General features: G+C 62.7%; 25 protein-coding genes. 17 read left to right on the forward strand and 8 right to left on the reverse strand.

Features of this window, described 5'->3' with window-relative positions; genetic code table 11:
• From AB9K35_RS06205 to AB9K35_RS06275, 15 genes are all read left to right on the forward strand, one after another.
• Positions 1 to 107, forward strand: a 107-nt coding sequence (locus AB9K35_RS06205; protein WP_221831035.1) for an integrase core domain-containing protein, incomplete at its 5' end; no start/stop codon positions are given.
• A 990-nt stretch (positions 108 to 1,097) separates the two neighbouring features.
• Positions 1,098 to 1,976 carry a MurR/RpiR family transcriptional regulator gene (locus AB9K35_RS06210; protein WP_369924916.1) on the forward strand — a complete coding sequence of 293 codons (879 nt, stop codon included), beginning with the start codon at positions 1,098 to 1,100 and terminating at the stop codon, positions 1,974 to 1,976.
• Positions 1,977 to 2,007: 31 nt separating this feature from the next.
• Positions 2,008 to 2,784 carry an ABC transporter substrate-binding protein gene (locus AB9K35_RS06215; protein ID WP_369924917.1) on the forward strand — a complete coding sequence of 259 codons (777 nt, stop codon included), beginning with the start codon at positions 2,008 to 2,010 and terminating at the stop codon, positions 2,782 to 2,784.
• Between the two features lie 42 nt (positions 2,785 to 2,826).
• The gene (locus AB9K35_RS06220) at positions 2,827 to 3,534 is read left to right on the forward strand and encodes an ABC transporter permease (RefSeq protein ID WP_369924918.1); all 708 of its coding nucleotides are present in this window, start codon (positions 2,827 to 2,829) and stop codon (positions 3,532 to 3,534) included.
• A gap of 1 nt (position 3,535) precedes the next feature.
• Positions 3,536 to 4,270, forward strand: coding sequence for an ABC transporter permease (locus AB9K35_RS06225; protein ID WP_369924919.1), 735 nt, complete (start codon positions 3,536 to 3,538; stop codon positions 4,268 to 4,270).
• Positions 4,267 to 5,025: an ABC transporter ATP-binding protein gene (locus tag AB9K35_RS06230; protein WP_369924920.1), complete on the forward strand. Its 759-nt coding sequence runs from the start codon at positions 4,267 to 4,269 to the stop codon at positions 5,023 to 5,025. Before AB9K35_RS06225 ends, AB9K35_RS06230 begins: the two co-directional genes overlap by 4 nt.
• Positions 5,026 to 5,051: 26 nt before the next feature.
• Entirely contained in the window at positions 5,052 to 6,203 is a 1,152-nt protein-coding gene (gene menC, locus AB9K35_RS06235; RefSeq protein WP_369924921.1) for an o-succinylbenzoate synthase, read from the forward strand.
• Positions 6,200 to 6,946 carry a GNAT family N-acetyltransferase gene (locus AB9K35_RS06240; RefSeq protein WP_369924922.1) on the forward strand — a complete coding sequence of 249 codons (747 nt, stop codon included), beginning with the start codon at positions 6,200 to 6,202 and terminating at the stop codon, positions 6,944 to 6,946. Before menC ends, AB9K35_RS06240 begins: the two co-directional genes overlap by 4 nt.
• Before the next feature lie 395 nt (positions 6,947 to 7,341).
• The gene (locus tag AB9K35_RS06245) at positions 7,342 to 8,274 is read left to right on the forward strand and encodes a glycosyltransferase family 2 protein (protein ID WP_369924923.1); all 933 of its coding nucleotides are present in this window, start codon (positions 7,342 to 7,344) and stop codon (positions 8,272 to 8,274) included.
• Between the two features lie 2 nt (positions 8,275 to 8,276).
• Positions 8,277 to 9,074, forward strand: a complete 798-nt coding sequence (locus AB9K35_RS06250; RefSeq protein ID WP_369924924.1) for an NAD-dependent epimerase/dehydratase family protein — start codon at positions 8,277 to 8,279, stop codon at positions 9,072 to 9,074.
• A complete protein-coding gene (locus AB9K35_RS06255; RefSeq protein ID WP_369924925.1) occupies positions 9,067 to 9,843 on the forward strand; it encodes a glycosyltransferase family 2 protein in 777 nt (258 codons plus the stop codon). The genes AB9K35_RS06250 and AB9K35_RS06255 overlap by 8 nt, the downstream gene beginning before the upstream one ends.
• Positions 9,840 to 11,033, forward strand: coding sequence for a DegT/DnrJ/EryC1/StrS family aminotransferase (locus tag AB9K35_RS06260; protein ID WP_369924926.1), 1,194 nt, complete (start codon positions 9,840 to 9,842; stop codon positions 11,031 to 11,033). Before AB9K35_RS06255 ends, AB9K35_RS06260 begins: the two co-directional genes overlap by 4 nt.
• Positions 11,034 to 11,096: 63 nt before the next feature.
• A complete protein-coding gene (gmd, locus tag AB9K35_RS06265) occupies positions 11,097 to 12,215 on the forward strand; it encodes a GDP-mannose 4,6-dehydratase (protein WP_369924927.1) in 1,119 nt (372 codons plus the stop codon).
• A gap of 4 nt (positions 12,216 to 12,219) precedes the next feature.
• Entirely contained in the window at positions 12,220 to 13,194 is a 975-nt protein-coding gene (locus AB9K35_RS06270) for a GDP-L-fucose synthase family protein (RefSeq protein WP_369924928.1), read from the forward strand.
• 202 nt (positions 13,195 to 13,396) lie between these two features.
• Positions 13,397 to 14,917: a catalase gene (locus AB9K35_RS06275; RefSeq protein WP_369924929.1), complete on the forward strand. Its 1,521-nt coding sequence runs from the start codon at positions 13,397 to 13,399 to the stop codon at positions 14,915 to 14,917.
• A gap of 146 nt (positions 14,918 to 15,063) precedes the next feature.
• Here AB9K35_RS06275 and AB9K35_RS06280 read toward each other — a convergent pair whose 3' ends face one another.
• The 6 genes from AB9K35_RS06280 to AB9K35_RS06305 are packed head-to-tail and all read right to left on the reverse strand — an operon-like array spanning position 15,064 to position 21,355.
• A complete protein-coding gene (locus tag AB9K35_RS06280; protein WP_369924930.1) occupies positions 15,064 to 16,632 on the reverse strand; it encodes a cryptochrome/photolyase family protein in 1,569 nt (522 codons plus the stop codon).
• 19 nt (positions 16,633 to 16,651) lie between these two features.
• Positions 16,652 to 17,200, reverse strand: a complete 549-nt coding sequence (locus AB9K35_RS06285) for a DUF3833 family protein (protein ID WP_369924931.1) — start codon at positions 17,198 to 17,200, stop codon at positions 16,652 to 16,654.
• Entirely contained in the window at positions 17,197 to 18,423 is a 1,227-nt protein-coding gene (locus AB9K35_RS06290; protein ID WP_369924932.1) for an MFS transporter, read from the reverse strand. Before AB9K35_RS06290 ends, AB9K35_RS06285 begins: the two co-directional genes overlap by 4 nt.
• A gap of 2 nt (positions 18,424 to 18,425) precedes the next feature.
• Positions 18,426 to 18,917, reverse strand: coding sequence for a hypothetical protein (locus tag AB9K35_RS06295; protein ID WP_369924933.1), 492 nt, complete (start codon positions 18,915 to 18,917; stop codon positions 18,426 to 18,428).
• The gene (locus tag AB9K35_RS06300; protein WP_369924935.1) at positions 18,910 to 20,067 is read right to left on the reverse strand and encodes a class I SAM-dependent methyltransferase; all 1,158 of its coding nucleotides are present in this window, start codon (positions 20,065 to 20,067) and stop codon (positions 18,910 to 18,912) included. The genes AB9K35_RS06295 and AB9K35_RS06300 overlap by 8 nt, the downstream gene beginning before the upstream one ends.
• Positions 20,006 to 21,355 carry an NAD(P)/FAD-dependent oxidoreductase gene (locus tag AB9K35_RS06305; RefSeq protein ID WP_369924936.1) on the reverse strand — a complete coding sequence of 450 codons (1,350 nt, stop codon included), beginning with the start codon at positions 21,353 to 21,355 and terminating at the stop codon, positions 20,006 to 20,008. Before AB9K35_RS06305 ends, AB9K35_RS06300 begins: the two co-directional genes overlap by 62 nt.
• 122 nt (positions 21,356 to 21,477) lie before the next feature.
• Here AB9K35_RS06305 and AB9K35_RS06310 point away from each other — a divergent pair, with 122 nt between their 5' ends.
• On the forward strand, positions 21,478 to 22,242 hold the full coding sequence (locus AB9K35_RS06310) for a DUF1365 domain-containing protein (protein WP_369924937.1): 765 nt from the start codon (positions 21,478 to 21,480) through the stop codon (positions 22,240 to 22,242).
• Between the two features lie 4 nt (positions 22,243 to 22,246).
• Positions 22,247 to 22,972, forward strand: a complete 726-nt coding sequence (locus AB9K35_RS06315; RefSeq protein WP_369924938.1) for an SDR family NAD(P)-dependent oxidoreductase — start codon at positions 22,247 to 22,249, stop codon at positions 22,970 to 22,972.
• Between the two features lie 26 nt (positions 22,973 to 22,998).
• Here the strand turns inward: AB9K35_RS06315 and AB9K35_RS06320 are convergent, their stop codons facing one another.
• Together AB9K35_RS06320 and AB9K35_RS06325 are read right to left on the reverse strand one after the other, a co-directional pair.
• Positions 22,999 to 23,634, reverse strand: coding sequence for a ChrR family anti-sigma-E factor (locus AB9K35_RS06320; RefSeq protein ID WP_369924939.1), 636 nt, complete (start codon positions 23,632 to 23,634; stop codon positions 22,999 to 23,001).
• A complete protein-coding gene (locus AB9K35_RS06325; RefSeq protein WP_369924940.1) occupies positions 23,635 to 24,189 on the reverse strand; it encodes a sigma-70 family RNA polymerase sigma factor in 555 nt (184 codons plus the stop codon).
• Positions 24,190 to 24,391 lie beyond the last annotated feature (202 nt).

A 24,391-nucleotide genomic window follows, 5' to 3' on the forward strand; every position in this document is an offset into this window, starting at 1 on the left:
GTTGGAGGAAACACTACAACACCAAGCGCCCCCACAGCGCCTTGGGATACCGGCCGCCTGCGCCAGAAACCATCGTCCCGATGGACCAAAGGCCAGTCATGCACTAACAATCAAACCGGACCAGTCAGATCAGGCTCCCCACTTACGTGTTCCGGGTTTCTGTCTCATCTCCACTCCTTGGTGGTTACGATGTGCCAGAAACCCTCTCTTATCAAATCACCCCAAACTGCCCCATTGGCGCTGACGTCAAACAACTTATACTGGTTTCAGTTGCAGGTTTAATGCACTTTTCCGGAGGCGTCCCTGTCTAAGCAATTGATTTTATTTGGTTCGCATCTGGGCAGTTGCAAACTGTTGTTGGTTTTCACAGATGTGGGACCCGCGAAAATGTGACCATTTTGGGGTTTTCTGACCATTACGACACGGATTTAATGACCACCGGCCGCGGCGCGGCCGGTGGTTTCTTTTTAAAACAATGGCATAAGGGGCGGTTGCCTTTTGCCTGCTTGCGGGGCCGGTTCGCCTGAACAAGCCCGCTCTGCCTGTTGAATGAAACCGCTGTTATGAGCAGGACTGCGGCTCAGACCTGTCCAGGTTCTTTCCTTCACTTACCCGAGCACACCCTGTGCAATCGTGAGCCGGACGGCGCAGTGCGCCGGGAATGGACCAGCTATGTCCAAAATCAAATTCATCGACGTAGAGTTCCTAGATGCCGACAAAGAACGTCGGGCAATACGGCAGCGCTTGGAGCGGTTTTTTTGGTAGGTATCCGCGTCTGGTCTGACACGCTCACGGTGGTACATCAATCACGCCCGCTGCACGTCTGCGGACTTCCATGTTCTTCTGCGGTTCCGCGTCTCTCTCAGCCCAAAGAAATTTTCTGAAAACGCATGCTCCATGCGGGCCCGGCTCCGGACCGCGTCGCCGCGGTTGACTGCGGGGGCCCAGAAAATCGGCTCAACAGGTTTAAGTTACTTCAGGCGTTTGTTGGGCCTAGCCAAAGCACTTTTTTGAAAGTTTATATTGCATCATTGACTGAATGAAAGTTTTCTTGCAGAGTTTCGAAAGAAGCCCATTCCACTGCAAGGTCTGCAATTTTGTCCGCCCCTCTCCGCTCCAAACTGACTCATGCGCTTGAAACCGGTTCGAAAGCCGAACGGGCCATCGCCAATTTCATGCTGAGCACCTTGGATCAGGTGCCGTTCGAGACCGCCGCAAGCCTGGCCGCGAAGGTCGGGGTGAGCGAAGCCACCGTTGGGCGCTTCTGTCGCGGCCTCGGCTACGCCAGTTTCAAGGACATGAAGGAGCATCTGAAGGGCGATCTGGGCGATCACCCCTGGCTGGTCAGCGACCGGCTGAACGAGCTGCGCAAAACCGCGCGCGATGACGAGGGCCATCTTGCGCAAGGCATGGAGCTCGAGATCGCGGCGGTGGTGAAGATCTATGAATATGCCCGCTCCCCCGAATGGCAGGCTGTCGTCGCCCGGCTGGCCACCACCCAGAATGTCTATGTCGCCGGGTTCCAGACCGAGCGCGGGCTTGCCCAGTATTTTGCCAACCAGATGCAGTATCTGCGCGACCAGGTGACCCTGCTGGACCTGGCCGCCGGCAATTTCGCCGAGGTGCTGGCCTCGGAGCAGGACGCCTGCCTGGTGATCTTCGAGGCCCGGCGGTATTCGCGGCTGGCCAAGCTGCTGGCGCGCTCCGCGAAAGCGGCCGGCATCCCGGTCACCCTGATCACCGATGCGTTCTGCGACTGGGGCCATGAGGCGGCGGACGAGGTTTTTGCCGTGCCGACCCAGTTCAACCAGTTCTGGGACTCCACCGCACAGATGGCGAGCCTGTCCAACCTCATCATCAATGGCGTCTTCATGGAGCTGGGGCCGCAGGTCGAAGGGCGCCTGAACCGCATCGCGGACCTTTATGGCCGTTTCACCGGCCATGTGGGTGATCCGGTGTCCGCCATTGAAAAATAACAAGAACTTGGAACCCGACAGGAGACAGAAGATGACACTGAAAAAGACTGTGACCCTTGCGCTTGCGGCAGCGGCTATGACAGCCGGTGCGGCCTCGGCCGAGGGGCTGCGCCTTGGCACCGAAGGGGCCTATCCGCCGTTCAACTACATCGAATCCGACGGCAGCATCGCCGGTTTCGACGTGGAAATCGGGCTGGAGCTGTGCAAACGCATCGGTGAGGACTGCGAGGTCGTGGCGCAGGATTGGGACGGCATCATTCCCGGTCTTCTGGCCGACAAGTACGACTTCATCATTGCCTCGATGTTCATCACCGAAGAGCGCAAGAAACAGGTCGATTTCACCGATCCCTATTATCTGGCCGCGATGACCCATGTGGTGCCGAAGGGTTCGGACATCACCGAGTTCACCAATGAGGCGCTGTCCGGCATGGTGATCGGCGCGCAATCGGGCACCACCCAGGCCGACTACATCGAGGCGGCCTATCCGGACGCCGACATCCGCCTCTATCCGACGCAGGACGAGGTCAACCTCGACATGGCCTCGGGCCGTATCGACCTGCAGGTCGGGGACATGCTGCCGATGCTGGACTGGACCACCAAGAGCGACGATGGCAGCTGCTGCGAACTGGCGGGCGAGCCGATCACCGATCCGGCCTTTGTCGGCGACGGTGTCGGCATTGCCGTGCGCCAGGAGGATGACACGCTGCGCGAGAAGCTGAACGCCGCGCTGGCCGAGATCCGCGCCGATGGCACCTACAAGGCGATCAATGACAAGTACTTCGACATCGACGTCTACACGATGAAGTAACCGGGGCATCTCCCTGGTCCCTCCAGCCTGAAAAGGTCATCCATGTTTGAACTGTTCTCATACGGTAATGCCGGCTGGGGGGACGAAATCCTGCAGGGGCTGGCGATCACGGTGCAGCTGGCCATCGCCACATTGCCCGTGGGCCTGTGCATCGGCTTTCTGGCCGCCTTTGCCTCGATGTCCCGTGCGCGGCCGCTGCGGTTTCTGGGCTTCGGTTACACCACCATCATGCGCGGCCTGCCCGAAATCCTGACGCTGTTCGTGGTCTACAACGGTGCCGGTCTGCTGATCAATGCAGCCCTGCGCTGGTGGGCGCCTGAGGCCTCTCCCATCGACTTCAGCCCGTTTGCCGCCGGTGTGGTGGCGCTTGGCATGGTGTTCGGTGCCTTTGCGGCCGAAGTGCTGCGCGGCGCGTTCCAGTCGCTGGACCGGGGCCAGGTGGAAGCGGGGCGGGCCATCGGCATGAGCAGCCGCCAGATATTCCTGCGCATCCAGCTGCCGCAGGTCTGGCGCTTTGCCCTGCCGGGGCTGGGCAACCTGTGGATCAACATGCTGAAGGATACCGCGCTGGTCTCCGTCATTGCGCTAGATGATCTGATGCGGATGACCAAGGTCGCCGTGGGTGTGACCAAGCAACCCTTCACCTTCTACCTGCTGGCCTGCCTGATCTACTGGGCGATGTGCGTCCTGTCGGAACTGGTGCTGGCGCAGATGGAACGCCGCGCCAACCGCGGCATCCGGAGGGCCTGAGATGAACCCCTTTGAAATTCTGGTGCAATACTGGCCCCGGCTGCTGGACGGCACTCTGATGACGATCAAGCTGACGCTCATGGGGGCGCTGATCGCCGCCGCGGTCTCCCCGGTGCTTGCGCTGGTCCGCGTCCATGCCGCGCCGATGGCGCAGGCGCCGCTGCGGATCTATGTGTCGTTCATGCGCGGCACCCCGATCCTGGCGCAGCTGTTCCTGATCTTCTACGGCTCGGGTCAGTTTCGCCCGCTGCTGCAGGAGTGGGGCCTGTGGAGCTTTTTCCGCGATCCGTTCAACTGCGCGCTGCTGGCCTTTGCACTGAACTCCACCGCCTATCAGACCGAAATCCTGCGCGGCGGCATTCTGGGCGTGCCGCGCGGCGAGATCGAAGCCGCCAAGGCCATCGGCCTCAGCAGGCTCAAGACGCTGCGCCGGGTGGTGTTCCCGCATGCCTACCGGATTGCCTGGCCTGCGCTCGGCAACGAGGTGATCCTGCTGATGAAGGCCAGCGCCCTGGCCAGCGTGGTCACCGTCTTTGACCTGATGGGCCGCACCCGGCAGGTGTTTTCCAAGACGTTCGACTTCTCGGTCTATCTCTGGGCGGCGCTGATCTACCTCTGCATCACGGCCATTTTTGTCCTGCTCTGGCGGCAGACCGAACGCCGCCTCAGCCGCCATATCGGCGCGCGCCATACCCCCCAAGCCACCGCCCAGCCCCTGAAGGAGACACGGGCATGACCGTATCGGATACCATTGTGAAGGCCGAAGACATTCACAAGTCCTTTGGCAACGTCGAGGTCCTCAAGGGGATCTCTCTGGAAGCCCGGAACCACGACGTGATCTCGATCCTTGGCTCCTCCGGCTCGGGCAAGTCGACCTTCCTGCGCTGCCTGAATTTTCTGGAAACGCCGACCTCGGGCAAGGTGACCGTGCATGGCGAAGAGATCCTGGTGAGGAACGGCAAGCCGCAGAGCGCGCGCCACATCGAGGCGATCCGTGCCCGTCTGGGCATGGTGTTTCAGCAGTTCAACCTGTGGACCCACCGCACGGTGCTGGAGAACGTGATGGAAGGACCGGTCCAGGTCAAGGGCGAGAGCAAGGCCGAAGCCCGTGACCGCGCCGAAATGCTGCTGCGGCGGGTTGGTTTGCAGGAGCGCATGCAGATGTACCCCGCACAGCTGTCCGGCGGCCAGCAGCAGCGCGTGGCGATCGCCCGCGCCTTGGCGATGGAGCCAGATGCAATCCTGTTCGACGAGCCGACCTCGGCGCTCGACCCCGAGCTGGTGGGCGAGGTTCTGAAGGTGATGCAGGACCTGGCCGCCGAGGGACGCACGATGATTGTCGTCACCCACGAGATGGGCTTTGCTCGTGAGGTGTCCTCGGAGGTGGTCTTTCTGCACGAGGGCCGCATCGCTGAGCAAGGCCCGCCCGAAGAGATGTTCACCAATCCCAAAACAGACGAATTCCGCCGGTTCATCGCCAAGGCGATGTAATCCCGGCCCTTATTCAGGTTTCAGATATGTCCAGTGACGCCCCCATTTCGCCCGCCCCGCTGCACCAGGGCATCCGCATCGAGAGCGCCGAGCTGCGCATCGTCAGCCTGCCGTTGCTGACCCCCTTCGTCATTTCCTCCGGGACGATGACCGCCAAGACCTTTCCGCTGCTGGTGCTGAAGGGCGAAGGCATTGAAGGCGTCGCCGAAGCGGTGATGGACCCGGCGCCGGATTACCTCGAAGAGACCATCTCTGGCGCGATGACCTTCCTGCGCGAGGTACTGCTGCCGAAGATCGTCGGCAAGCGCTTTGCCTCGCCCTATGAGTTGCAGCGGATCCTGTCGCCCTGGCGCGGCAACCGCATGGCCAAGGCGGTGGTTGAAATGGCCTTCTGGGACCTTTGGGCCAAGAGCCTTGGCCTGCCTTTGCAGGCGGCTCTGGGCGGTACCGGCGATCATGTCGACGTCGGCGTAAGCCTGGGCATCGCACCGGTGGAGACCACGCTGGAGCGGGTCGGCGCGGCGCTGGAGCAGGGCTACAAGCGCACCAAGCTGAAGATCGCGCAGGGCCATGACGTCCGCATCGTCGAGGCGGTCCGCAGTGAATACCCGGACATCAAGCTGACAGTCGATGCCAATACAGACTACGGGCTGGCGGATCTGCCGGTGCTGCAGGCGCTGGACGATTTCGGGCTGGATTACATCGAACAGCCGCTGGCCCATGACGACATCCACGACCACGCCAAGGTGCAGCGCAGCCTGCGGACCGCGATCTGCCTCGATGAAAGCATTCGCAGCGCCAGCGACGCGCGCAAGGCGCTGGAAACCGGCGCCGCGCGGGTCATCAACATCAAGGTCGGCCGCGTCGGCGGCTTTGCCGAGGCGCGCGCCATCCACGACACCTGCGCCGCCTTCGGCGTGCCGGTCTGGTGCGGCGGCATGCTGGAAAGCGGCATCGGCCGGGCGCATAACATCCACCTGGCGACACTCGCCAATTTCACCAAGCCCGGCGACACCTCCAGTGCCAGCCGCTATTTCGAACGCGACATCACCAACGAGCCGCTTGAGGCGCGCAATGGTGAAATGCCGGTGCCCCGGCAGGGGCCGGGTATCGGCGTCACGCTGGACCGTGCCTATCTGGAGACCGTCACCGACCACACCGAGGAGGTCACCGCATGAACATGCCGAACGCAGGGCTGGTCCTGCGCGAGCTGAGCGGCGTGGCTGAACTCAAGCACGCGGAGTGGTTCCAGAAAGAGGTCTGGGGCAAGGACGATCCGCCGGACAACTCGGATCTGATGCTGGCGATCCAGCACGAAGGCGGGCTGGTCGCGGGGGCCTTCAAGGACGGGCGCATGCTGGGATTTCTGTTCGGCTTTCCCACCAGCCAGCCGCATATCCAGCACTCGCACCGGTTGGCCGTGCATCCCGACAGCCGCGGGATGGGATTGGGAGCGAAGCTGAAATGGTTCCAGCGCGACTGGTGCCTCGCACGCGGTATCACGCTGGTCCGCTGGACGTTCGATCCGCTGCGCCGCATCAACGCGGGGCTGAATATCGCCCGTCTGGGCGGGTCTGCCAGCACCTATTACCAAGATTATTACGGTGAAATGGTCGGCATCAACGCTGGCATTCCATCCGACCGGCTGCTTGTCGACTGGCACCTGACCGCTCCGCGCGTTGAAGCGCTGGCAAAAGGGCAGGCAACGGCTGTCGTGGACGGGGCAGGGGAGACCTTGACGGTCGAGGTTCCCAAAGACCTGGACAGGCTCCGGGTTGCCGATCTGGACGCGGCAATTTCCGAGCGGCTTCGGGTGCGGGAAGAAATGACTTCCGCCTTTTCCCAAGGATACAAGGTCGAAGGGTTCGACACCGAGGCCTGCTGTTACCTTTTGACCAAGGCCGATGGGGCGGCGTCATAACCAGAAGACCGGAAATGCTTGGCAGGTAATGCCAGAAAGGTGACTGCAGGGCAGCAGCCACCGTGAGCGCCGTCACCCCTTCGTTTCTTGCGACTACTTGATCCATTTGTGGCGGTCGTACCGAGGCTTTTTGTGCGCTTTCCGAGGGGGAGACGTGTGTCTGTCAGGCTGCTCGTCGATCAGCCGGTAGAGGAGCGGGCCTGTCGCGGCGCGGCTTTCTGCGGAGCCGAGCCTGCAGAGCTGTACGCATTGATGTAGCCTGACATCAAGGGGGCGATTTTACCCATGTCACCCGTGGCTCCAGTCTTGGCAATTTAACTCAATCTTATTTTTTGCTCCGTATTCCAATTCCAGCTGGGAGAATCCCACGCGCAGGGAATTGGAGAAGCCACGGAATGCAGTTCGTATCCCATAATCAGCCCGATGAAACGCAAGAGAACCGGCCACTGGTCACCGTTTTCTGCGCGGTCTGGCACAAGCAAACCGACAAGCTGGAGCTGCTGCGTTCGCATTGGGAAAACCTGAAAGCGCAGTCCATCCCTGTGGAACCCTGCTACATCTTTGATAATGGAGATGAGGCCCCGGATTGGCTGGACGCGCCGTGGCATTCCTTTTCCGCTCCCCTGACCATTTACGAAGCCTGGGCTGCGGGGGTGGCGCTTGCCAAGACCCGCTATGTCATGAACCTCAACATGGATGACCGGCTGGCGGTTGGCGCTGCGCGGGAACTGGTGGAGGCCGCGAGGACGACCAAGTCTGCCCTGGTCGGCGGCGACTGGCTGATCTGTTTCGACCGGGAGCATCTGTCGCTGGAGTTTCCGGTGACGGGGATCGAAGACACCCAGTTCGTGCCGAACTGGCCGCCGCGCCCCCAACAAGGGCTGAGGTTGGGCAGCGGATCGGGCGAGCGCGGCACCTTCGGCGCCGCCACGCTCTGGGATCTGGATATCGTCGGCAAATGGTACCCGACTTATTTTGGCAATGGAGAGCCGATCCTGTCGATTGGTGACACGATCTTCTGGACCTTGCTGCAGCAGAAGAAACTGAAGCTGACACGCCTGCCGAAGATCATTGGCCGGTACTACTCCGATCCGGACGCCCAGGCGGAATTCCGGCCGCACAAGGACAATGAACTCGTCAAGACGGAAGGGCTGAGCAAGAAGTCCTTTGCCAACGGCGTGCTCAGCAATGATTTCTCCTGGTACAACAAGCCGGAGACCTTTGCCGCGCGGCGACCGCTGAACAAGATCGAAAAGCAGAGCGCCAGTCTGGAAGCGCGCTACCGCAGGATCTTTGGCATTCCCGCGCAACCGGTTGCCGCGGAGTAACAATGGCCGCGAAGATCTATATCACGGGCAGCGGCGGCATTGTCGGCCGTCATGCGCTCAACGCGCTGGCCGAGCTTGCCCCCGGGGCCGAGGTGATCCGCAACAGGGCTGACCTGACCAACCTTGCGGAGACCACCGCGGCATTGGCAGAGGCGGGCCCGCTGGACCTCGTTATTCACCTGGCCGCCATGGTTCCGGTTGCAGATGTCAACGCCAACCCGGCCAAGGCCTATGCGGTCAATGTCGGCGGGACGATCAATCTGCTGTCGGCGCTTGCGGGCTCGTCCGCCCGGATGCTGCTGTGTTCGTCCAGTCATGTTTACGCCAGCCGGGGAACCCCGATTCCGGAGACGGCGGAGACCAAGCCGGTCTCGGTCTACGGGCAGAGCAAGTTGATGGCTGAACAGGCCGCGCAGGAAATTTGCGCCGCGTCGGGTCGGTCGCTGTGCATTGGTCGCGTGTTCTCCATTCACGATCCTAACCAGACCGGCAGCTACCTGCGACCGTCGCTGGAAAGGCGGTTTGCCGAGGCGGATCCGGACGCCGAGTTCGAACTGTATGGCGCGGACGGCCTGAGGGATTTTCTCCCCGCCAGCGCTGCCGCGCGGTATCTGGCGCGGCTGGCGCTGTCGGACGCGGAAGGCGTGGTGAACGTGGCCTCAGGCAAGCCGATGACGGTGGCTGATTTCGCCCGATCCCTGGCACCGTTCCCACTCAAGATCAAACCCATGGGGCAGAGCAACAATCTGGTCGCGGATGTTTCGCGCCTGCACGACATACTTGGAGAAGGTAATGCCTGAACAGATTTCCATCGTTATCCCGACCTTCAACCGGGCGGAGATGCTGCCAAAGGCCATCGACAGTGCTCTGGCGCAAACCCATCCCTGCGAGGTCATCGTGGTGGATCACGGGTCGACCGACACTACGCCGGAGGTTGCAGAACGCTACGGTGACAAGATCATCTACGTGCGCCGCGAGCGCGATTTCGGCCCGCACTTCTGCTGGCTGGAGGGGGTGCTGCATGCCTCGGGAGAGTATGTGCATCTGCAGTATGACGATGACTGGATTCACCCCACCTTCATCGAGAAATGCGCGGCGCTGCTGAAAGGTGACGTGGGCTTTGCCTTTACCGGCGCCGAGGTGGTCGACGACAGCAGCGGCAAGCAGATGATGACCCAGTTTCTGGATTGGTTGCCGTCTTCGGGGGTCTTCGAAAACCATCTGGCCGAGGAAAAGATCGTCGGATCGCTGATTTCGCCCGGCGCGGCGGTGTTTCGCAAACAGATCCTGATTGACGCGCTGTACCAGGGGCGCTTGCCGCTGCAGGGGCATGAGTATCACGGCGTGGGGCCGGATATTTTTGCGTCGCTGCTGTCGATGCTGCGCTACCCCAAGGTGGGCTTTGTCAAGGAACCCCTGGCCAGCTTCCGCGCCCATGATGGCAGCATCACGATCGATGCCTTCAAGGATGCGCGCAAGAAGGCCGAGATCGCGGCGGCCTACAATGAGGTGCGCCACTACTATGTGGAACTGAAGGCCATGCAGGCTGTGCGGGAGGCACGCGCATGAACATGATAGCCCGAAAGCCGGTGACACTGGCAGAGGAAACGATTTCGCAGGCCGAACTGGAAGCGACAGCGGAATGGATGCTGGCCGGCAACCGGCTGACCAAGGACGCGCTGACCGTGGAGTTCGAGCGCGAATTCGCGGAGTGGATGGGCTGCAACCACGCGGTCTTCGTCAACTCGGGATCTTCGGCCAATTTGCTGATGATCTACGCCGCCAAGGAAGCCGGGCGGTTGCGCAACAACAAGGTGATTGCGCCCGCAGTCAGCTGGGTCACTACAGTATCGCCGCTGATGCAGCTGGGCTTTGACGTACGACTTTGTGACTGCGACCCGGACAATCTGGGCCTCGATCTCAACCATCTCGAGGAGCTTTGCCGCAAGGAAGCGCCGTCGATGCTCATCCTGGTGCATGTGCTGGGCCACGCAAATCACATGAAGGAAATCAAGGAGATCTGCGACCGCTACGACATCCTGCTGCTGGAAGACAGTTGCGAGGCGCTGGGATCCACCTATGGGGATCGCAAGCTGGGTTGCCATGGCGCGGCGGGCAGTTTTTCATTCTACTACGGCCATCATATCTCGACCATCGAAGGCGGCATGGTCGTCACCGACGATGCCGAGCTGCACCAGGTGATGCTGTCGCTGCGGTCCCATGGCTGGAGCCGCGACCTGGATCCGCAGCGCCGCGAGCGGTTGAAAAGCCAGCACAAGATCGACGAATTCCGCAATTTCTACACCTTTTACCATGCGGGCTTCAATCTGCGCTCCACTGACCTTCAGGCCTTTATCGGGCGCATGCAGCTGAAGAAGCTGGATGACATCTGCACCGTCCGGGCGCGCAACTTCGACGCCTATGCAGAGGCTCTGCCCTGTCACTACCGGCAGCGCAGCGATACCGGGCTGCTGTCGTCCTTCGCCTACGGAACGCTGGTGGAAAACCGGATGGAGGTGTTTGAAACGCTGAAGGCGCACCAGATCGAATGCCGCCCGCTGATCTGTGGCAACATCGCGCGCCATCCTTTCTGGGTGCGCGAATATGGCGAACAGGTCCTGCCCAATGCGGACCTGGTCCATGAATTCGGCATCTACTTGCCGAACCACCACAATCTGGGCCGCGCCGATGCGCAGAGGGTGGCGGAGGTCTTTGCTTCCGTTGCCCGGCCAAAAGACATGAGCGCTGCAGCGGCCTGAGAAGGACGCGAGCCAAGGTGGCTTTGTGAAAGCCACATCACAGAACACGACGGAATACGGTCTATGAAAAAAGCTCTGATTACAGGCGTTACCGGGCAAGACGGGTCTTATCTGGCGGAACTGCTGCTGGAAAAAGGCTATGAGGTACATGGCATCAAGCGGCGCGCCTCGTCGTTCAACACCCAGCGGATCGATCATATCTACCAGGACCCGCATACGGATCACGCCCGCTTCAAACTGCATTATGGGGACCTGACCGACACCTCGAACCTGACCCGCATCATGCGCGAGGTGGAGCCGGACGAGGTATATAACCTCGGGGCGCAATCCCACGTGGCGGTGTCCTTCGAGGCGCCGGAATATACCGCTGACGTGGATGGGATCGGCACCCTGCGCCTGCTGGAAGCAATCCGCTTTCTCGGGCTGGAGGAAAAGACCCGCTTCTACCAGGCCTCGACGTCCGAGCTTTATGGTCTGGTTCAGGAAACCCCGCAGCGGGAAACCACTCCGTTCTATCCCCGGTCACCCTATGCGGTGGCCAAACTCTATGCCTACTGGATCACGGTGAACTACCGGGAAGCCTATGGCATGTATGCCTGCAACGGTATCCTGTTCAACCACGAGAGCCCGCGCCGCGGCGAGACCTTCGTGACCCGCAAGATTACCCGCGGGCTGGCCAATATTGCGCAGGGGCTGGAGCCTTGTCTCTACATGGGCAATATCGACGCGCTGCGCGACTGGGGACACGCCAAGGACTATGTGCGCATGCAGTGGATGATGCTGCAGCAGGAGGCGGCGGATGATTTTGTCATCGCGACCGGACAGCAGTACACGGTGCGCCAGTTCATCAAGTGGGCGGCTGCGGAACTGGGGATCATGCTGGAGTTCTCTGGCAGCGGTGTAGAGGAAATTGCTACGGTGGCCGCGATAGAGGGGGATCGGGCGCCTGCCCTGAAACCCGGAGACGTGGTGGTACGGATCGACCCGCGGTATTTCCGCCCGGCGGAAGTGGAAACGCTGTTGGGGGACCCGACCAAGGCGAAAGAAAAGCTGGGTTGGGTGCCGGAGATCACGGCACAGGAAATGTGCGCCGAAATGATATCCGAGGATTTGCACACAGCCCGCCGCCACGCGCTGCTCAAGGAGCACGGCTACGAGATGCCGGTCTCGCTGGAGGACTGAACGCATGAAGATATTCGTGGCGGGTCACCGTGGTATGGTTGGCAGTGCGATCATGCGCCAGCTCGCCGAGCGCCGGGCCAAGGGGGAGCCGCTGGACCTGGTCACCCGCAACTCCGCGGAGTTGGACCTGACGGATCAACAGGCGGTCTTTCGCTTCTTTCGGGTGGAGCGGCCGGACCAGGTGATCCTGGCGGCGGCACGGGTGGGGGGCATTCATGCCAACAACACCTACCCGGCGCAGTTCATCTACGAAAACCTGATGATCCAGTGCAATGTGATCCACGCTGCCTATGAAGCCGGGGTGCAAAGCCTTCTGCAACTCGGATCGTCCTGTATCTACCCCAAGGAGGCCGACACCCCGACCCGGGAAGAGCAGCTGTTGTCCGGGCCGCTGGAGGCAACAAACGAGCCCTACGCAATTGCAAAGATTGCAGGCATCAAGTTGTGTGAAAGCTACAACCGCCAGTATGGCACCGACTACCGCTCGGTGATGCCGACCAACCTTTATGGACCGGGTGACAATTTCCACCCGGAAAACTCGCATGTGCTGCCGGGGCTGATCCGTCGTTTCCATGAGGCGGTTCAGCAGGGGCACGAAAAGGTCGTGATCTGGGGCAGCGGCGCGCCGCAGCGGGAATTTCTGCACGTTGACGACATGGCGGCGGCATCGCTGTTCGTGATGGATCTGCCGCTGGAGACGTACCAGCGCGAAACCAGTCCGATGCTGTCACATATCAATGTTGGCAGCGGCAAATCGCTGGACATCAGGTCGCTTGCCGAAATGATCGCCCGCATCACCGGTTTCCGCGGAGAGCTGGAGTTCGACACGACCAAGCCGGACGGTACGATGCGGAAATTGATGGATGTGTCGCGGTTGTCGCGGCTGGGCTGGGAAGCCAGCATCGACCTAGAAGAGGGGATCGCGGAGACATATCGGTGGTTTTTGCAGCAGAACCAGGGGTCTTTGCGCAGCAAGTGAACACGTAAACTGCAGGCGGTGGCCGCGATGTCGCAAAGCCGTGCCGCGGTTGACGACCGCCTTGCACTGCCAAAAGTGGGAACACGGGTTCCTGCTGCCGGTTGCCGGTCTATGGGCGCTGCTGGGGCTCTGGAAGTTGAAGGGGAACTACTTCGTACGATCATGCGTTGCTTTGGGGAGCGAACCCAGAGGGAAAGATGACATGACCGACAAGAAGGGCGTTCCGCCAACCACCACCGATGCAGGTATCCCTGTCCAAAGTGACGAGCATTCGCTCACGGTAGGCCCAGATGGGCCGATCGTGCTGAACGATCACTATCTGCTCGAGCAGATGGCGAACTTCAACCGCGAGCGGATCCCCGAACGGCAACCCCATGCAAAGGGCGGTGGTGCTTTCGGTCGTTTCGAAACCACGCAGGATGTGTCGCGCTACACCAAGGCCAAGATCTTTCAGCCGGGGGCGTCCTGCGAGGTCCTGGCGCGGTTCTCGACCGTGGCGGGGGAGCGCGGCAGCCCGGATACCTGGCGCGACCCGCGTGGCTTTGCCGTCAAGATGTATACCGAGGACGGCAATTTCGACATGGTCGGCAATAACACCCCGATCTTCTTCATTCGTGATCCGATGAAGTTTCAGCACTTCATCCGCAGCCAGAAACGTCGCGCCGACAACGATATGCGCGACCATGACATGCAGTGGGACTTCTGGACGCTGTCCCCTGAAAGCGCGCATCAGGTGACGTATCTGATGGGTGACCGGGGCATCCCACGCACTTGGCGCGAGATGAACGGCTATTCCAGCCACACCTATTCGTTGGTGAATGCCGAGGGTGAGAAATTCTGGGTGAAACTTCACTTCCACACCGATCAGGGTGACGGCAACGCCTATCTCAGCCAGGACGAGGCGGACAAGATGGCCGGACGTGACGGGGACTACCATCGCCGTGACCTGTTCAATGCGATCCGGGATGGCAATTACCCCAGCTGGACGCTGAAATGGCAGATCATGCCCTATGAGGACGCAAAGACATATCGCATCAACCCGTTTGACCTCACCAAGGTGTGGCCGCATGCGGATTATCCGCTGATCGAGGTCGGCAAGTTGACACTTGATCGCAATCCGACCGATTTCCACACCGAGATCGAGCAAGCGGCCTTCGAGCCGAACAATATGGTGCCGGGGGTCGGGCTGTCTCCGGACAAGATGCTGCTGGCGCGTGGCTTTTCCTACGCCGATGCGCACCGGGCACGGCTCGGCGTGAATTACAAGCAGATCCCGGTCAACAGTCCCAAATGCCCCGTCTACAGCTACTCCAAGGATGGGGCAGGGCGGACCGAGAAGGTCTCGGACCCGGTCTATGCGCCGAATTCCTACGGTGGCCCGGCCGCGCAGCCCGACATCGGCGCTGAAGCGGGCCTGTGGCATGCGGATGGCGACATGGTGCGCGCTGCCTATACCCTGCGCGAGGACGATGACGACTGGAGCCAGGCGGGCACGCTTGTCCGCGAAGTGATGGACGACGCCGCGCGGGCGCGGCTTGTCGACAACGTGGTGGGACATCTTTGCGACGGGGTCAGCGAAAAGGTGCTGGAGCGTGCGTTCGAATACTGGCGCAACATTGACCGCGAAACGGGTGACAGGATCGAAGCCGGGGTGCGCGACAAGCTTGGCGGCAAGTCGGACGCGCCGGGCCTCGCCTCTGCCGAAAGTATCTCTGGTCGCTGACCTGGGCGCAGCCTGATGCCGCGCCGCGCGGATTGCAGCATGTGAACTGCGCGGGGGTGATCAAGCGCCTGCTGCCCGGATATTCAAGGCCGCCTTGGTTGCAAGGCGGCCTTGTTTTGCGAAAGCGGTTGCGCGAAAGGGCCGCGCTAGGTGTCAGAGTGGTCAGGGAACAGCCGTTCCAGCACGTTCTTAGCGGAGCGGAGGTAGTCCTCCTGCTTGTCGGCGGCCATCCTGTCCCACGTGCGATACACTTGGCGCAGACGGGGATTTTGGCTCAATTTATCCGCATTGCGTAAAAGAAAGTCCCAGTAGAGCGGGTTGAACGGGCAGGCGTCTGGGCCGGTCTTCTGTTTCACGTCATAGCGGCATCCGACGCAGTGATCTGACATCTTGTTGATGTAATTGCCGCTGGCGGCATAGGGCTTTGATCCCAGCAGGCCGCCGTCGGCAAACTGGCTCATGCCGATGACGTTCGGCGCCTCGACCCATTCATAAGCGTCGGCGTAGACCGCCAGATACCATTCGTGCACCTGAAACGGATCGACCCCCGCCAGCAGGGCAAAGTTGCCCGTCACCATCAGGCGCTGGATGTGATGCGCATAGGCCTCTTTTCGGGTCTGGGTGATGGCGGCGGCCAGGCAGGCCATGTCGGTCTTGCCGGTCCAGTAGAAGTCCGGCAGGGGGCGGGTCGCCTCAAGGAAATTCTGTTCGGTATAGCCCGGCATGTTGAGCCAGTAGATGCCGCGCATGTACTCGCGCCAGCCGATGATCTGGCGGATGAGCCCCTCCGCCGCGTTCAGCGGCGCGTGGCCTTCGTAATAGGCGCGCTCGACCCGGCGGCAGACCTCCAGCGGCTCCAGCAGGCCCGCGTTGATGTAATGCGACAGGACCGAGTGGTAGAGGAACCGCTCGCCCTCCAGCATGGCGTCCTGATAGTCGCCGAAATCCGGCAGCGCCTGTTCCACGAAGCCTTCAAGCGCCTCCAGCGCGCCGGTCCGCGTCACTGTGAACCAGAACGGGCGCAGGCTGCCGAAATTGCCGCCAAAGCGGGCGTCAACCAGGTCCAGAACCTCCTCGGTGATGCTGTCGGGCGTGGTTTGCAGCGGGCGTGGCAGGAACATTCCACCGCTCGCGGGCTTGCGGTTCTCATCGTCGAAGTTCCACCTGCCGCCCTCCGGCTGATCGCCATTCATCAGCAACCCGGTCTCGCGGCGCATTTCGCGGTAGAAATACTCCATCCGCAGCTGTTTGCGCCCCTCGGCCCATTGCTGAAACTGCTGGTGGGAGCAGAGAAAGCGGTTGTCCTGCCGCATGTCCAGTTCGACACCCGCCTGTTCCGCCCAATCCAGCAGCGCGGACTTCAGCCGGTATTCTCCGGGCTCCGTAACCACCACCCGCGCCTGCGGATGGTCCGCGCGCAGCCGGTCGATCTCGCCGGTCAGGCTGCCGGAGTTGCCGGGATCGTCCAGCCGCACGTATCGCAGCTGCCAGCCGTCGGCTTCCAGCTCCTGCTCGAAATGGCGCATGGCCGAAAACACAAAGGCGATCTTCTTCTTGTGGTGGCGGACATAGGAGGCTTCTTCCATCACTTCGGCCATCAGAAGGATGTCACGCGACGGGTCCGCGTCCTTCAGCGAAGGAATATTGCGGCTGAGCTGATCACCCAGGATGAGGATGAGGTTGCCAGCGGCAGCGGGTTCGCGTTCGTCGGTCATGCCGCAGCGCCCGGGAAGGTCATTGCACGGGCCGCATGGTGGCGACCAGCTCGGCAACCTTGACGCCGAACTTGCGCATCTCGGCCCGGTTCATGATGACGCCGTCCTCGGTTAGATACAGCCAGTCGGTGGCCGTCAGCCGGTGCCCGCCAGAGCGTTCCGGCAGGATGATCTCGTAGCTGAGGCGCACGGTGGAGCCGGAAACCGTGCCCTGCGCCTCTCCGACGATGTCATCGGCGGTGGCGGTGAAGCTGTTGCCCGGACCAAGTCGCAGATGCCATTTGCGGCTTTGGCTGGTGCCGTTGGAATAGGTGAACTCCTCGCTCAGCGTGCCGGTGTCGCCGTTCCATTCTCCCACCATGCGGGCAGTGAAGCTGTTGGACATGCGGCCATCGGGACCAAAGATCACCCCTTCGGAGAGGATCTCGCCCGAGAGGTGTTTGGTCAGGACGAAATCGGGGCCGGTGCCGGAATAATCCCCGGGTGCCTGCGCGCGGAAGCTGAACAGGTAGCTGCGCGCAAAGGTGGCAAGAAGCAGGATCGCAAGGCAGATGGTGAGGAGTTTCATGCTGTTGCTCTTTCGGATGGCAGGGTCAGGGCAAAGGCGAAGGCGGCGGTCTTCAGGATGCAGGGCAGAACCGCATAGGACAGGGCAAGGGCGCGCAGCGCCTGCGGGCTGTTGTCCGCTCCGGGCCGGAACCCCTGCTGCTGCAAAAGCGGCAGCGCCAGCGCGGCGGCCAGCGCCAGCGCCAGCTTGCCCGCGAAGGACCAGATGCCGAAGGCGGCAGAGGCATTGAGGCCCGCGCGGGTCAGCGCGATGCTGAACATCGCGGGCAGCAGCACCATGTCAGCCCCAAGCGTGGCGCCCGAGACCGCGCAGATCAGGGCAAACCCCGGCAGGCTGCCCGGACCCAGCGCCGCGGCGCCGGCAAAGCTGGCGATTGCCAGCGGCATGGCGATCAGCAGCGTCTCCTTTGCTCCGATCCGCTGGCTGAGGCGCGCCCACAGCGGTACGCTCAGCCCGGCGCAGAGGAAAAACAGAACCAGCAGCGGCCCGGCGTAGCCCGCAAGCTGCAGGTGGTCTTCGACAAAGAACAGGAACAGGGTGGAGGTCAGCGCCACCGGCAGGCTGTTCAGCACCGCGAGCGTCAGCAGGCGCAGCGCCCCGGCCTGTGCCAGGGCCATGGCTGACAACGGCTGGCCGGTGACCGCCGGGCGCCTCCAGACCGGCCGGGTCGCGGCCGCGGTGAACAAGGCAACGACCCCAAGCACCAGGCCAAAGGCCGCGTAGCCTTGGCCTGCGGCCCCGAGTGCCACCAGAACCGCCGGTGCGATGGCCGCAAAGATCACGCCGCTCAGCATTCCGGCTTCGCGGAAGGCGGCCAATGTCAAAAGTTCTCGCGGGGTGGATTGTTTGGCCAGCGTGGCGCTGCGGCCGTAAAGCAGGATCATCCCCAGACTGTAGGCCGAGAACAGCAGGAGCAGCACCAGCACCAGTTTCGCCACCGCCAGCGGCCCGGCCGTCAGCCCGAACAGCAGCGGAAATCCGATCGTCAGCCCGCCAGCAGCCGCCAGCGCGAACCACGGCTGCATCTGCGGCCAGCGGTCGATGGCCCAGCCAATCAGCGGATCCTGCACAAGGTCGAACAGCCGGATGGCCAGCAGGATGCCGCCAAGCGCGCCCAGCCCGATCCCGAGGTTCACCGAGGCAAACTGCGGCAGATGGATGTACAGCGGGATCCCCGCCGAGGCGAGCATCATCGCATAGAGGCTGACCCGGGGATACAGCATCCTCAGCCCAGCAGCGCGCGGGTGAAGCGGGCAGAGCGCGTGTTTTCGCCCACGAATATCGACATGAAGCCGCGCTTGATCCCCGGCTGGGACAGGGTGCAGGCGCTGCGGCCATTGCGCAGGAAGCGGATCCGGTCCGGACCTTCGCTGACCGCAAGATAGCGGTCGCCGGGGGCAACGCCCTGAAAACAGGCCTCGAACCGGGCGCGGCCCGGCGCGGCCTGACCGAGCCGCCGCATTTCGCGCAGGGTGGCCTCGACCAGATCTTTCTGGCTCAGCTTTCGCTGGTAGGTGAGCTCAAGCGCGAAATCCTGGCCCCAGTCCAGCGGCGCGCCGCCGCGGGTGAACAGCCGCGCCTGATAGACCGGCACACCCAGCAGCCGGAAGGTCGCCGCGCCGCGCTGCTCGGCCCCCGGCAGCAGCGATTGCACCGCAGAGGTAAAGCCCGCTGAGGGAGCCGCCAGCAGGCAGAGGGTCAGGAGCAGCCTACGCATGAGCCAGCTCCACCTGCACGACATTGGTGTGGCCGATGGCAAAGGAGGCGGCGCAGATCTCCAGGTAGTACTGCCAGTTGCGGAAGAAGGCCTCGCCATAGCCGAGGTCCGTGATCCGCCGCTTTTGCGCCGCCAGACGCTCGGCCCAGATCCGGCAGGTGCGGGCGTAATCCTCTCCGAAGGCAAAACTATCGGCCACCTGCAGTCCCGCCGACCTGGCCTGCTGCGCGATCACCTGATCTGACAGCAGCATGCCGCCGGGAAAGACATACTGGCGGATGTAATCCGAAGAGGTCCGGTAGGTCTGAAAGAAATCATCCCGCACCGTGATCGCCTGCAGCAGCACCCGGCCGCCTTCGGCCAGGCTGTCTTTCAGCTTGGCGAAATAGCTGGGCCAGTAGCGCTCGCCCACCGCTTCGATCATCTCGATCGAGACGATGTTGTCGAATTTGCCGCCGATGTCGCGGTAGTCGCGCAGCTGGATGTCGGCGCGCCCGTCCAGGCGGCTTTCGGCATAGCTGTGCTGGTTGCGCGAGATGGTGACACCGGTCACGTCGCGGCCCTCGGCGCTGGCCTGCTCGGCAAAGCCGCCCCAGCCGCAGCCGATCTCCAGCACCCGCTCGCCGCTCCCCAGCCGCGACAGGATGCGGGCGTTCTTTCGGCTTTGGGCCTGCGCCAGATCATCGCCCTCGGCGCCGAACAGACCGGAGGAATAGGTCATGCCGTCGTCCAGCCACAGCTGGTAGAACTCGTTGCCGACATCGTAATGCGCGCGGATGTTCCGGCGGGCACCGCGCTTGGAGTTGGCGCGCAGCAGCGTGTCGACGATGCGGAACTTGGCCCGGTTCAGCGGGCTGGCCTGGTCGTAGCTGCCCAGATGCTCACGGTTCTGCATCGCCAGCCGCATCAGCCCCTCGACCGACGGCGTGTCCCAGAGGCCCTGCACATAGGCCTCGCCCAGCCCAACCTGACCGTGCGCCGCCATCGCCGAGACCGCCGCCCAGTCGTTGATCTGCATCTCGGCCTCGGGCCCGCGGTCGCCGAATTCATAGCGCGCGCCGTCGGGGGTGCGCAGCGTCAGGCGGCCCTCACGCAGTCGCGCGCAGGCCGTCAGGAATTGCGACTGAAGGGCTTTGTCCGTGAATGCCATGATCTGTTCCTTTGACCGGGAAGGGGGTGAGAGAAGTCATCATGCGGACAATCCGCATGGCGCTGGCGATGCCGTCTTCGTGGAAGCCGTGGCGGTTGTAGGCCCCGGCAAACCAGGTGTTGTTCTGGCCCTGCATCGCCCGGATCTGGCGCTGCGCCCGCAGGGCGGCCTTGTCGAAGATTGGGTGTGAGAACTCCACCCGGTCATAGATTTTCTCAGCCGGGATGGGGCGCGTTGGATTCAGGGTGACAAACAGCGGATCGCTTTCCGGGATGCTTTGCAGCCGGTTCATCCAGTAGGTGACGCCGACACCGCCGTCCTGGCTGCGGTAGGCCCAGCTGGACCAGCAGCTGCGCCGCTTGGGCATCTGGCCTTCGTCGCAGTGCAGCACGGCGGTGTTCGGCTGGTAGCGGATCGCCCCCAGCCCCGCGGCTTCGGCCGGGGTGGCATCCGCGCCGAGGATCGCCAGCGCCTGATCGGAATGGCAGGCCAGGATGATCTCGTCAAAGGTCTGCGCGTCGGCGCCCTGCGCCTGCACCGACACACCGCCCGCAGTGCGGACAACGCGCTGAACCGGGCTGGCGGTGCGGATCACGCAGCCGCGGGCCATCAGCGCGGCCTCCAGACGGCGGACGTATTCGATGCTGCCGCCCTTGACCGTCCACCACTGGTGCTTGCCGGTGCCCGCCAGCAGCGCGTGGTTGCGGAAAAAGCGGACCAGCGATTTGGCCGGGAAGGCATCGACGTCGCTGACCGGGGTCGACCAGATCGCGCCGCACATCGGCATCAGGTAGTGATCGCGGAACCAGCTGCCGAGGCCCAGTTCCGCCACCAGCTCGCCGATGGTCTTGTCGTCATCGGTGGCGGCGGCCTCGGCCCGTTTGCCGAAGCGCACGATATCGGCAACCATCTTGTGGAACTGCGGCCGCACCAGGTTGCGCTTTTGCGCCGTCAGCATGCGCAGGCTGTTCAGCCCGTACTCCAGGCGGCCGTCGTCGATGCTCGCGCAAAAGCTCATCTCGCTTTTGATCACCGGCACGTCCAGCTCGCGGAAAAGGCGGGTCAGGTAGGGGTAGGTGGCGTAGTTGAAAACGATGAAGCCGGTATCGACCGGCTGGTCGCCGTTCTTGCCCGCCATCACGGTGCGCGCGTGACCGCCGAGACGGGTCGCGGCCTCGAACAGGGTGACGTCATGTGTGCCAGCCAGGTAATAGGCGGCGGACAGCCCGGAAATGCCGCCCCCCACGATGGCGATCTTGCGGCGTGGCCCCTGTGTTTGATCCAGCATGTGACGGTTTTCCTTGCTGTTGTTTGGACCGGATACGCCGCAGGCAGGAATGCGGATCACATTTTTCCCGATAAAACTGTGCGGCCAGTGATCCGGGACCGCTGCCCGCCCGTATCCGTTGCATGATTGAACATGTTGCAGCCCAGACCTTTCACGCGCGCCGGGGGCGGCTGAAAAATGCCTTTCGCTACGGGGTGGATTTCATCCTGACCGACATGACAGACGGCGCACCGCCGCTGCTGTCGCGCAACCGCTTCAACCTTTTCTCGGTCCATGACCGCCGCCACGGCGGCCCCCGCGGCAGGGGGCGCGGCATCGCCTGGTTCCGCGCGGAGCTGGAACGACGCGGCTTTGCGCTGGAGGGCGCAGAGCTGTTGCTGCTGACCCAGCCCAGCTTCCTGTGGTTCCATTTCAACCCGGTCAGCTTCTGGATCGCGGTGAGGGACGGCAGCCCGCGCGCCTTCATCGCCGAGGTGAACAACACCTTCGGCCACCGCCACTGCTATTTCGCGGCGCATCCCGATTTCCGTCCGATCCTGCAGAGCGAGGTGATCGAGGCGGAAAAGCTGATGCATGTCTCTCCGTTTCAGCAGGTGGCCGGGCGCTATCGCTTCAATTTCGGGATGACCGAGCACGCCTTTAATATCCGCATCCACTACACAAACGGGGCCGAGGGCGTGCTGGCCTCGCTGAACGGCCTGCGTCGGCCTGCCACCACCGGCGGGCTGGCGCGCGCCGCGCTGCGCCGACCGCTGGGTGCGGCGCGGGTGGTGGCGCTGATCTACTGGCAGGCGCTGAAACTGTGGGTCAAGCGCGCGCCCTTCCTGAGAAAGCCCGCGCCGCCGGAGCCGCTGGTCTCGGACAGCTCAACGTTTTCGAAAGGATAGGCGTGTGACGCAGTTTGCAGGCAAGTCCTTCTGGCTGGTCGGCGCCAGCCACGGGCTGGGCCGCGAGATCGCCCGGCAGCTTGACCGCGAAGGCGCGCGGTTGATCCTGTCGGCACGCTCGGCAGAGGCGCTGGAGGCGCTGGCGGCGGAACTGACCGCAGCAAGAGCGGTGCCGGTGGACGTGACGGACATGCAGTCGGTCCGGCAGGCCGCGCAGCAGGCCGGGCCGGTGGATGGCATCATCTACAACGCAGGCACCTACGAGCCGATGCGCACCCAAGACTGGGACAGCGCCGCGGTGCTGGCGATGAGCGACGTGAACTTCACCGGTGCGCTGCGGGTGCTGGGGCAGGTGGTGCCGGGTTTCGTCGCGGCGGGCCGGGGCGATATCACGCTGATCGGCTCGCTGGCGGGGTACCGGGGCTTGCCGGCCTCGATCGGCTATGGCGCCAGCAAGGCGGCGCTGATCAGCCTCGCGGAAACCATGCGGCATGATCTGAAGGGCAGCGGCGTCACCCTGCGCGTGGTCAATCCCGGCTTCATCAAGACCCGGCTGACAGACAAGAACAGTTTCAAGATGCCGCAGCTGATGACACCGGAGGCCGCCGCCGGGCATGTGATCGCCGCCATGCGGTCAAGTCGGTTCCGAACGGATTTTCCGCGGCCCTTTTCCTACGCGATCAAGGCATTCAACCTGTTGCCCGATTGGCTGGTCTACCGCGGCAAGTAGATCCGCCGCCGTGGCGGCGGCTCCTGTCAGATTCGGAACAGGGGCTGCAAGAGGCGCGGCATGAAGGCCTTGAAACGCAGCGGCGCATCGGTGGCAGCCAGGCAAATGCAGGGATCGCCCGCATCCGCCACAGGCGTGTGCTCCAGCGTCTCATCGCCGATTTCCACGTCACCAACCCCAAAGCGCCCGGTCTCATCGCTGAAACTGCCCTGCAGTACCAGGGTCAGCTCTAGTCCGCTGTGGCTGTGATCCGGCACCGCCTGTCCCGCAGGGATGTACAGCAGCCGGGCGGAGCCCAGATCATCCTCGAACAGGATGTTCTGCTTTACGCCCAAGCCCAGCGTCTTCCAGCGCGGCGGCCGCCCCTTCAACGACTGCATCACCGGGCCCGGATAAATGCCCTTGGCGTCATAGACCGGCTCGGGCGTGGCAGGCTCATCCAGCCGCGCCATCAGGTTCGATTTGGCATTCTGCGACATCGCCACGCCTGTGGCCTCCTCCAGCAGCGCGCCACCGACGGCCTGATGCGCGCCAAGCGCGGCGCGGCAGTCGCGGCACAGGGAAAGGTGGCTGGCGACCACCATGGAAAAGGCATGCGGCAGGCTGCCTGCCGCATAGGCTGCGATCATCGGGTCGGGGATATGATGTGTGATTGCAGACATTCAACGCAATCCTTTTAGTTCCTTGCGCAGCCGCCCAAGACCAAGGCGGATGCGCGATTTGACTGTTCCCAGCGGCAGGCCCGTCTGGGCGCTGATTTCCTGATGGGTCAGATCACCGATATAGGCCTTCTCGATCATTTCCTTCTGATCGGGGTGCAATTGCGCGATGGCCTGTTTCAGATGCAGTGTCTCTTGTTCTAGGGCCAGGATCTGGGTGGCATCGGGTTCTGTGCCCGGATCCTCGCCCAATTCGTCAGGGACGGGACGGTTTTCCTTGCGCAGGATGTCGATATGCCGGTTCCGCGCGATCTGGTAGATCCAGGCCGACGCCTGCGCCTTGTGCGGATCAAACAACGCCGCCTTGCGCCAGATCGTCAGCATGACATCCTGCACGATCTCCTCGGCAAGAGCGGGGCGGGCACCGCAGCGGATCACAAAGCCCTTCAGGCGCGGCGCGAGATGGTCGAACATGTCGCCAAAGGCCGCGCGGTCCCGATGGTCGCGCACAGCCAACAGCCAGACCGTCAGCTGCGAATAGGGTTTATCGTTCGACACTACTGCTTTGTCCTCAGGGAATGCCCGAAGCTCGGAGTTTTTTTCGGGTGGCCTGTCCAAGTTCAGTGTCAGCATAGTCCGGATACGGTGCGGCATGGAAGTTGGATCATGTCTTGCCGAGAATTTACAGCCCGGTGCTGGGAAGAGCAGGACGACAGTCCTACTTGATGATCCGAACCGCGGTGCGCGGCGTATTCGGGTT

Source organism: Leisingera sp. XS_AS12, assembly GCF_041224635.1.
Lineage (GTDB): Bacteria > Pseudomonadota > Alphaproteobacteria > Rhodobacterales > Rhodobacteraceae > Leisingera.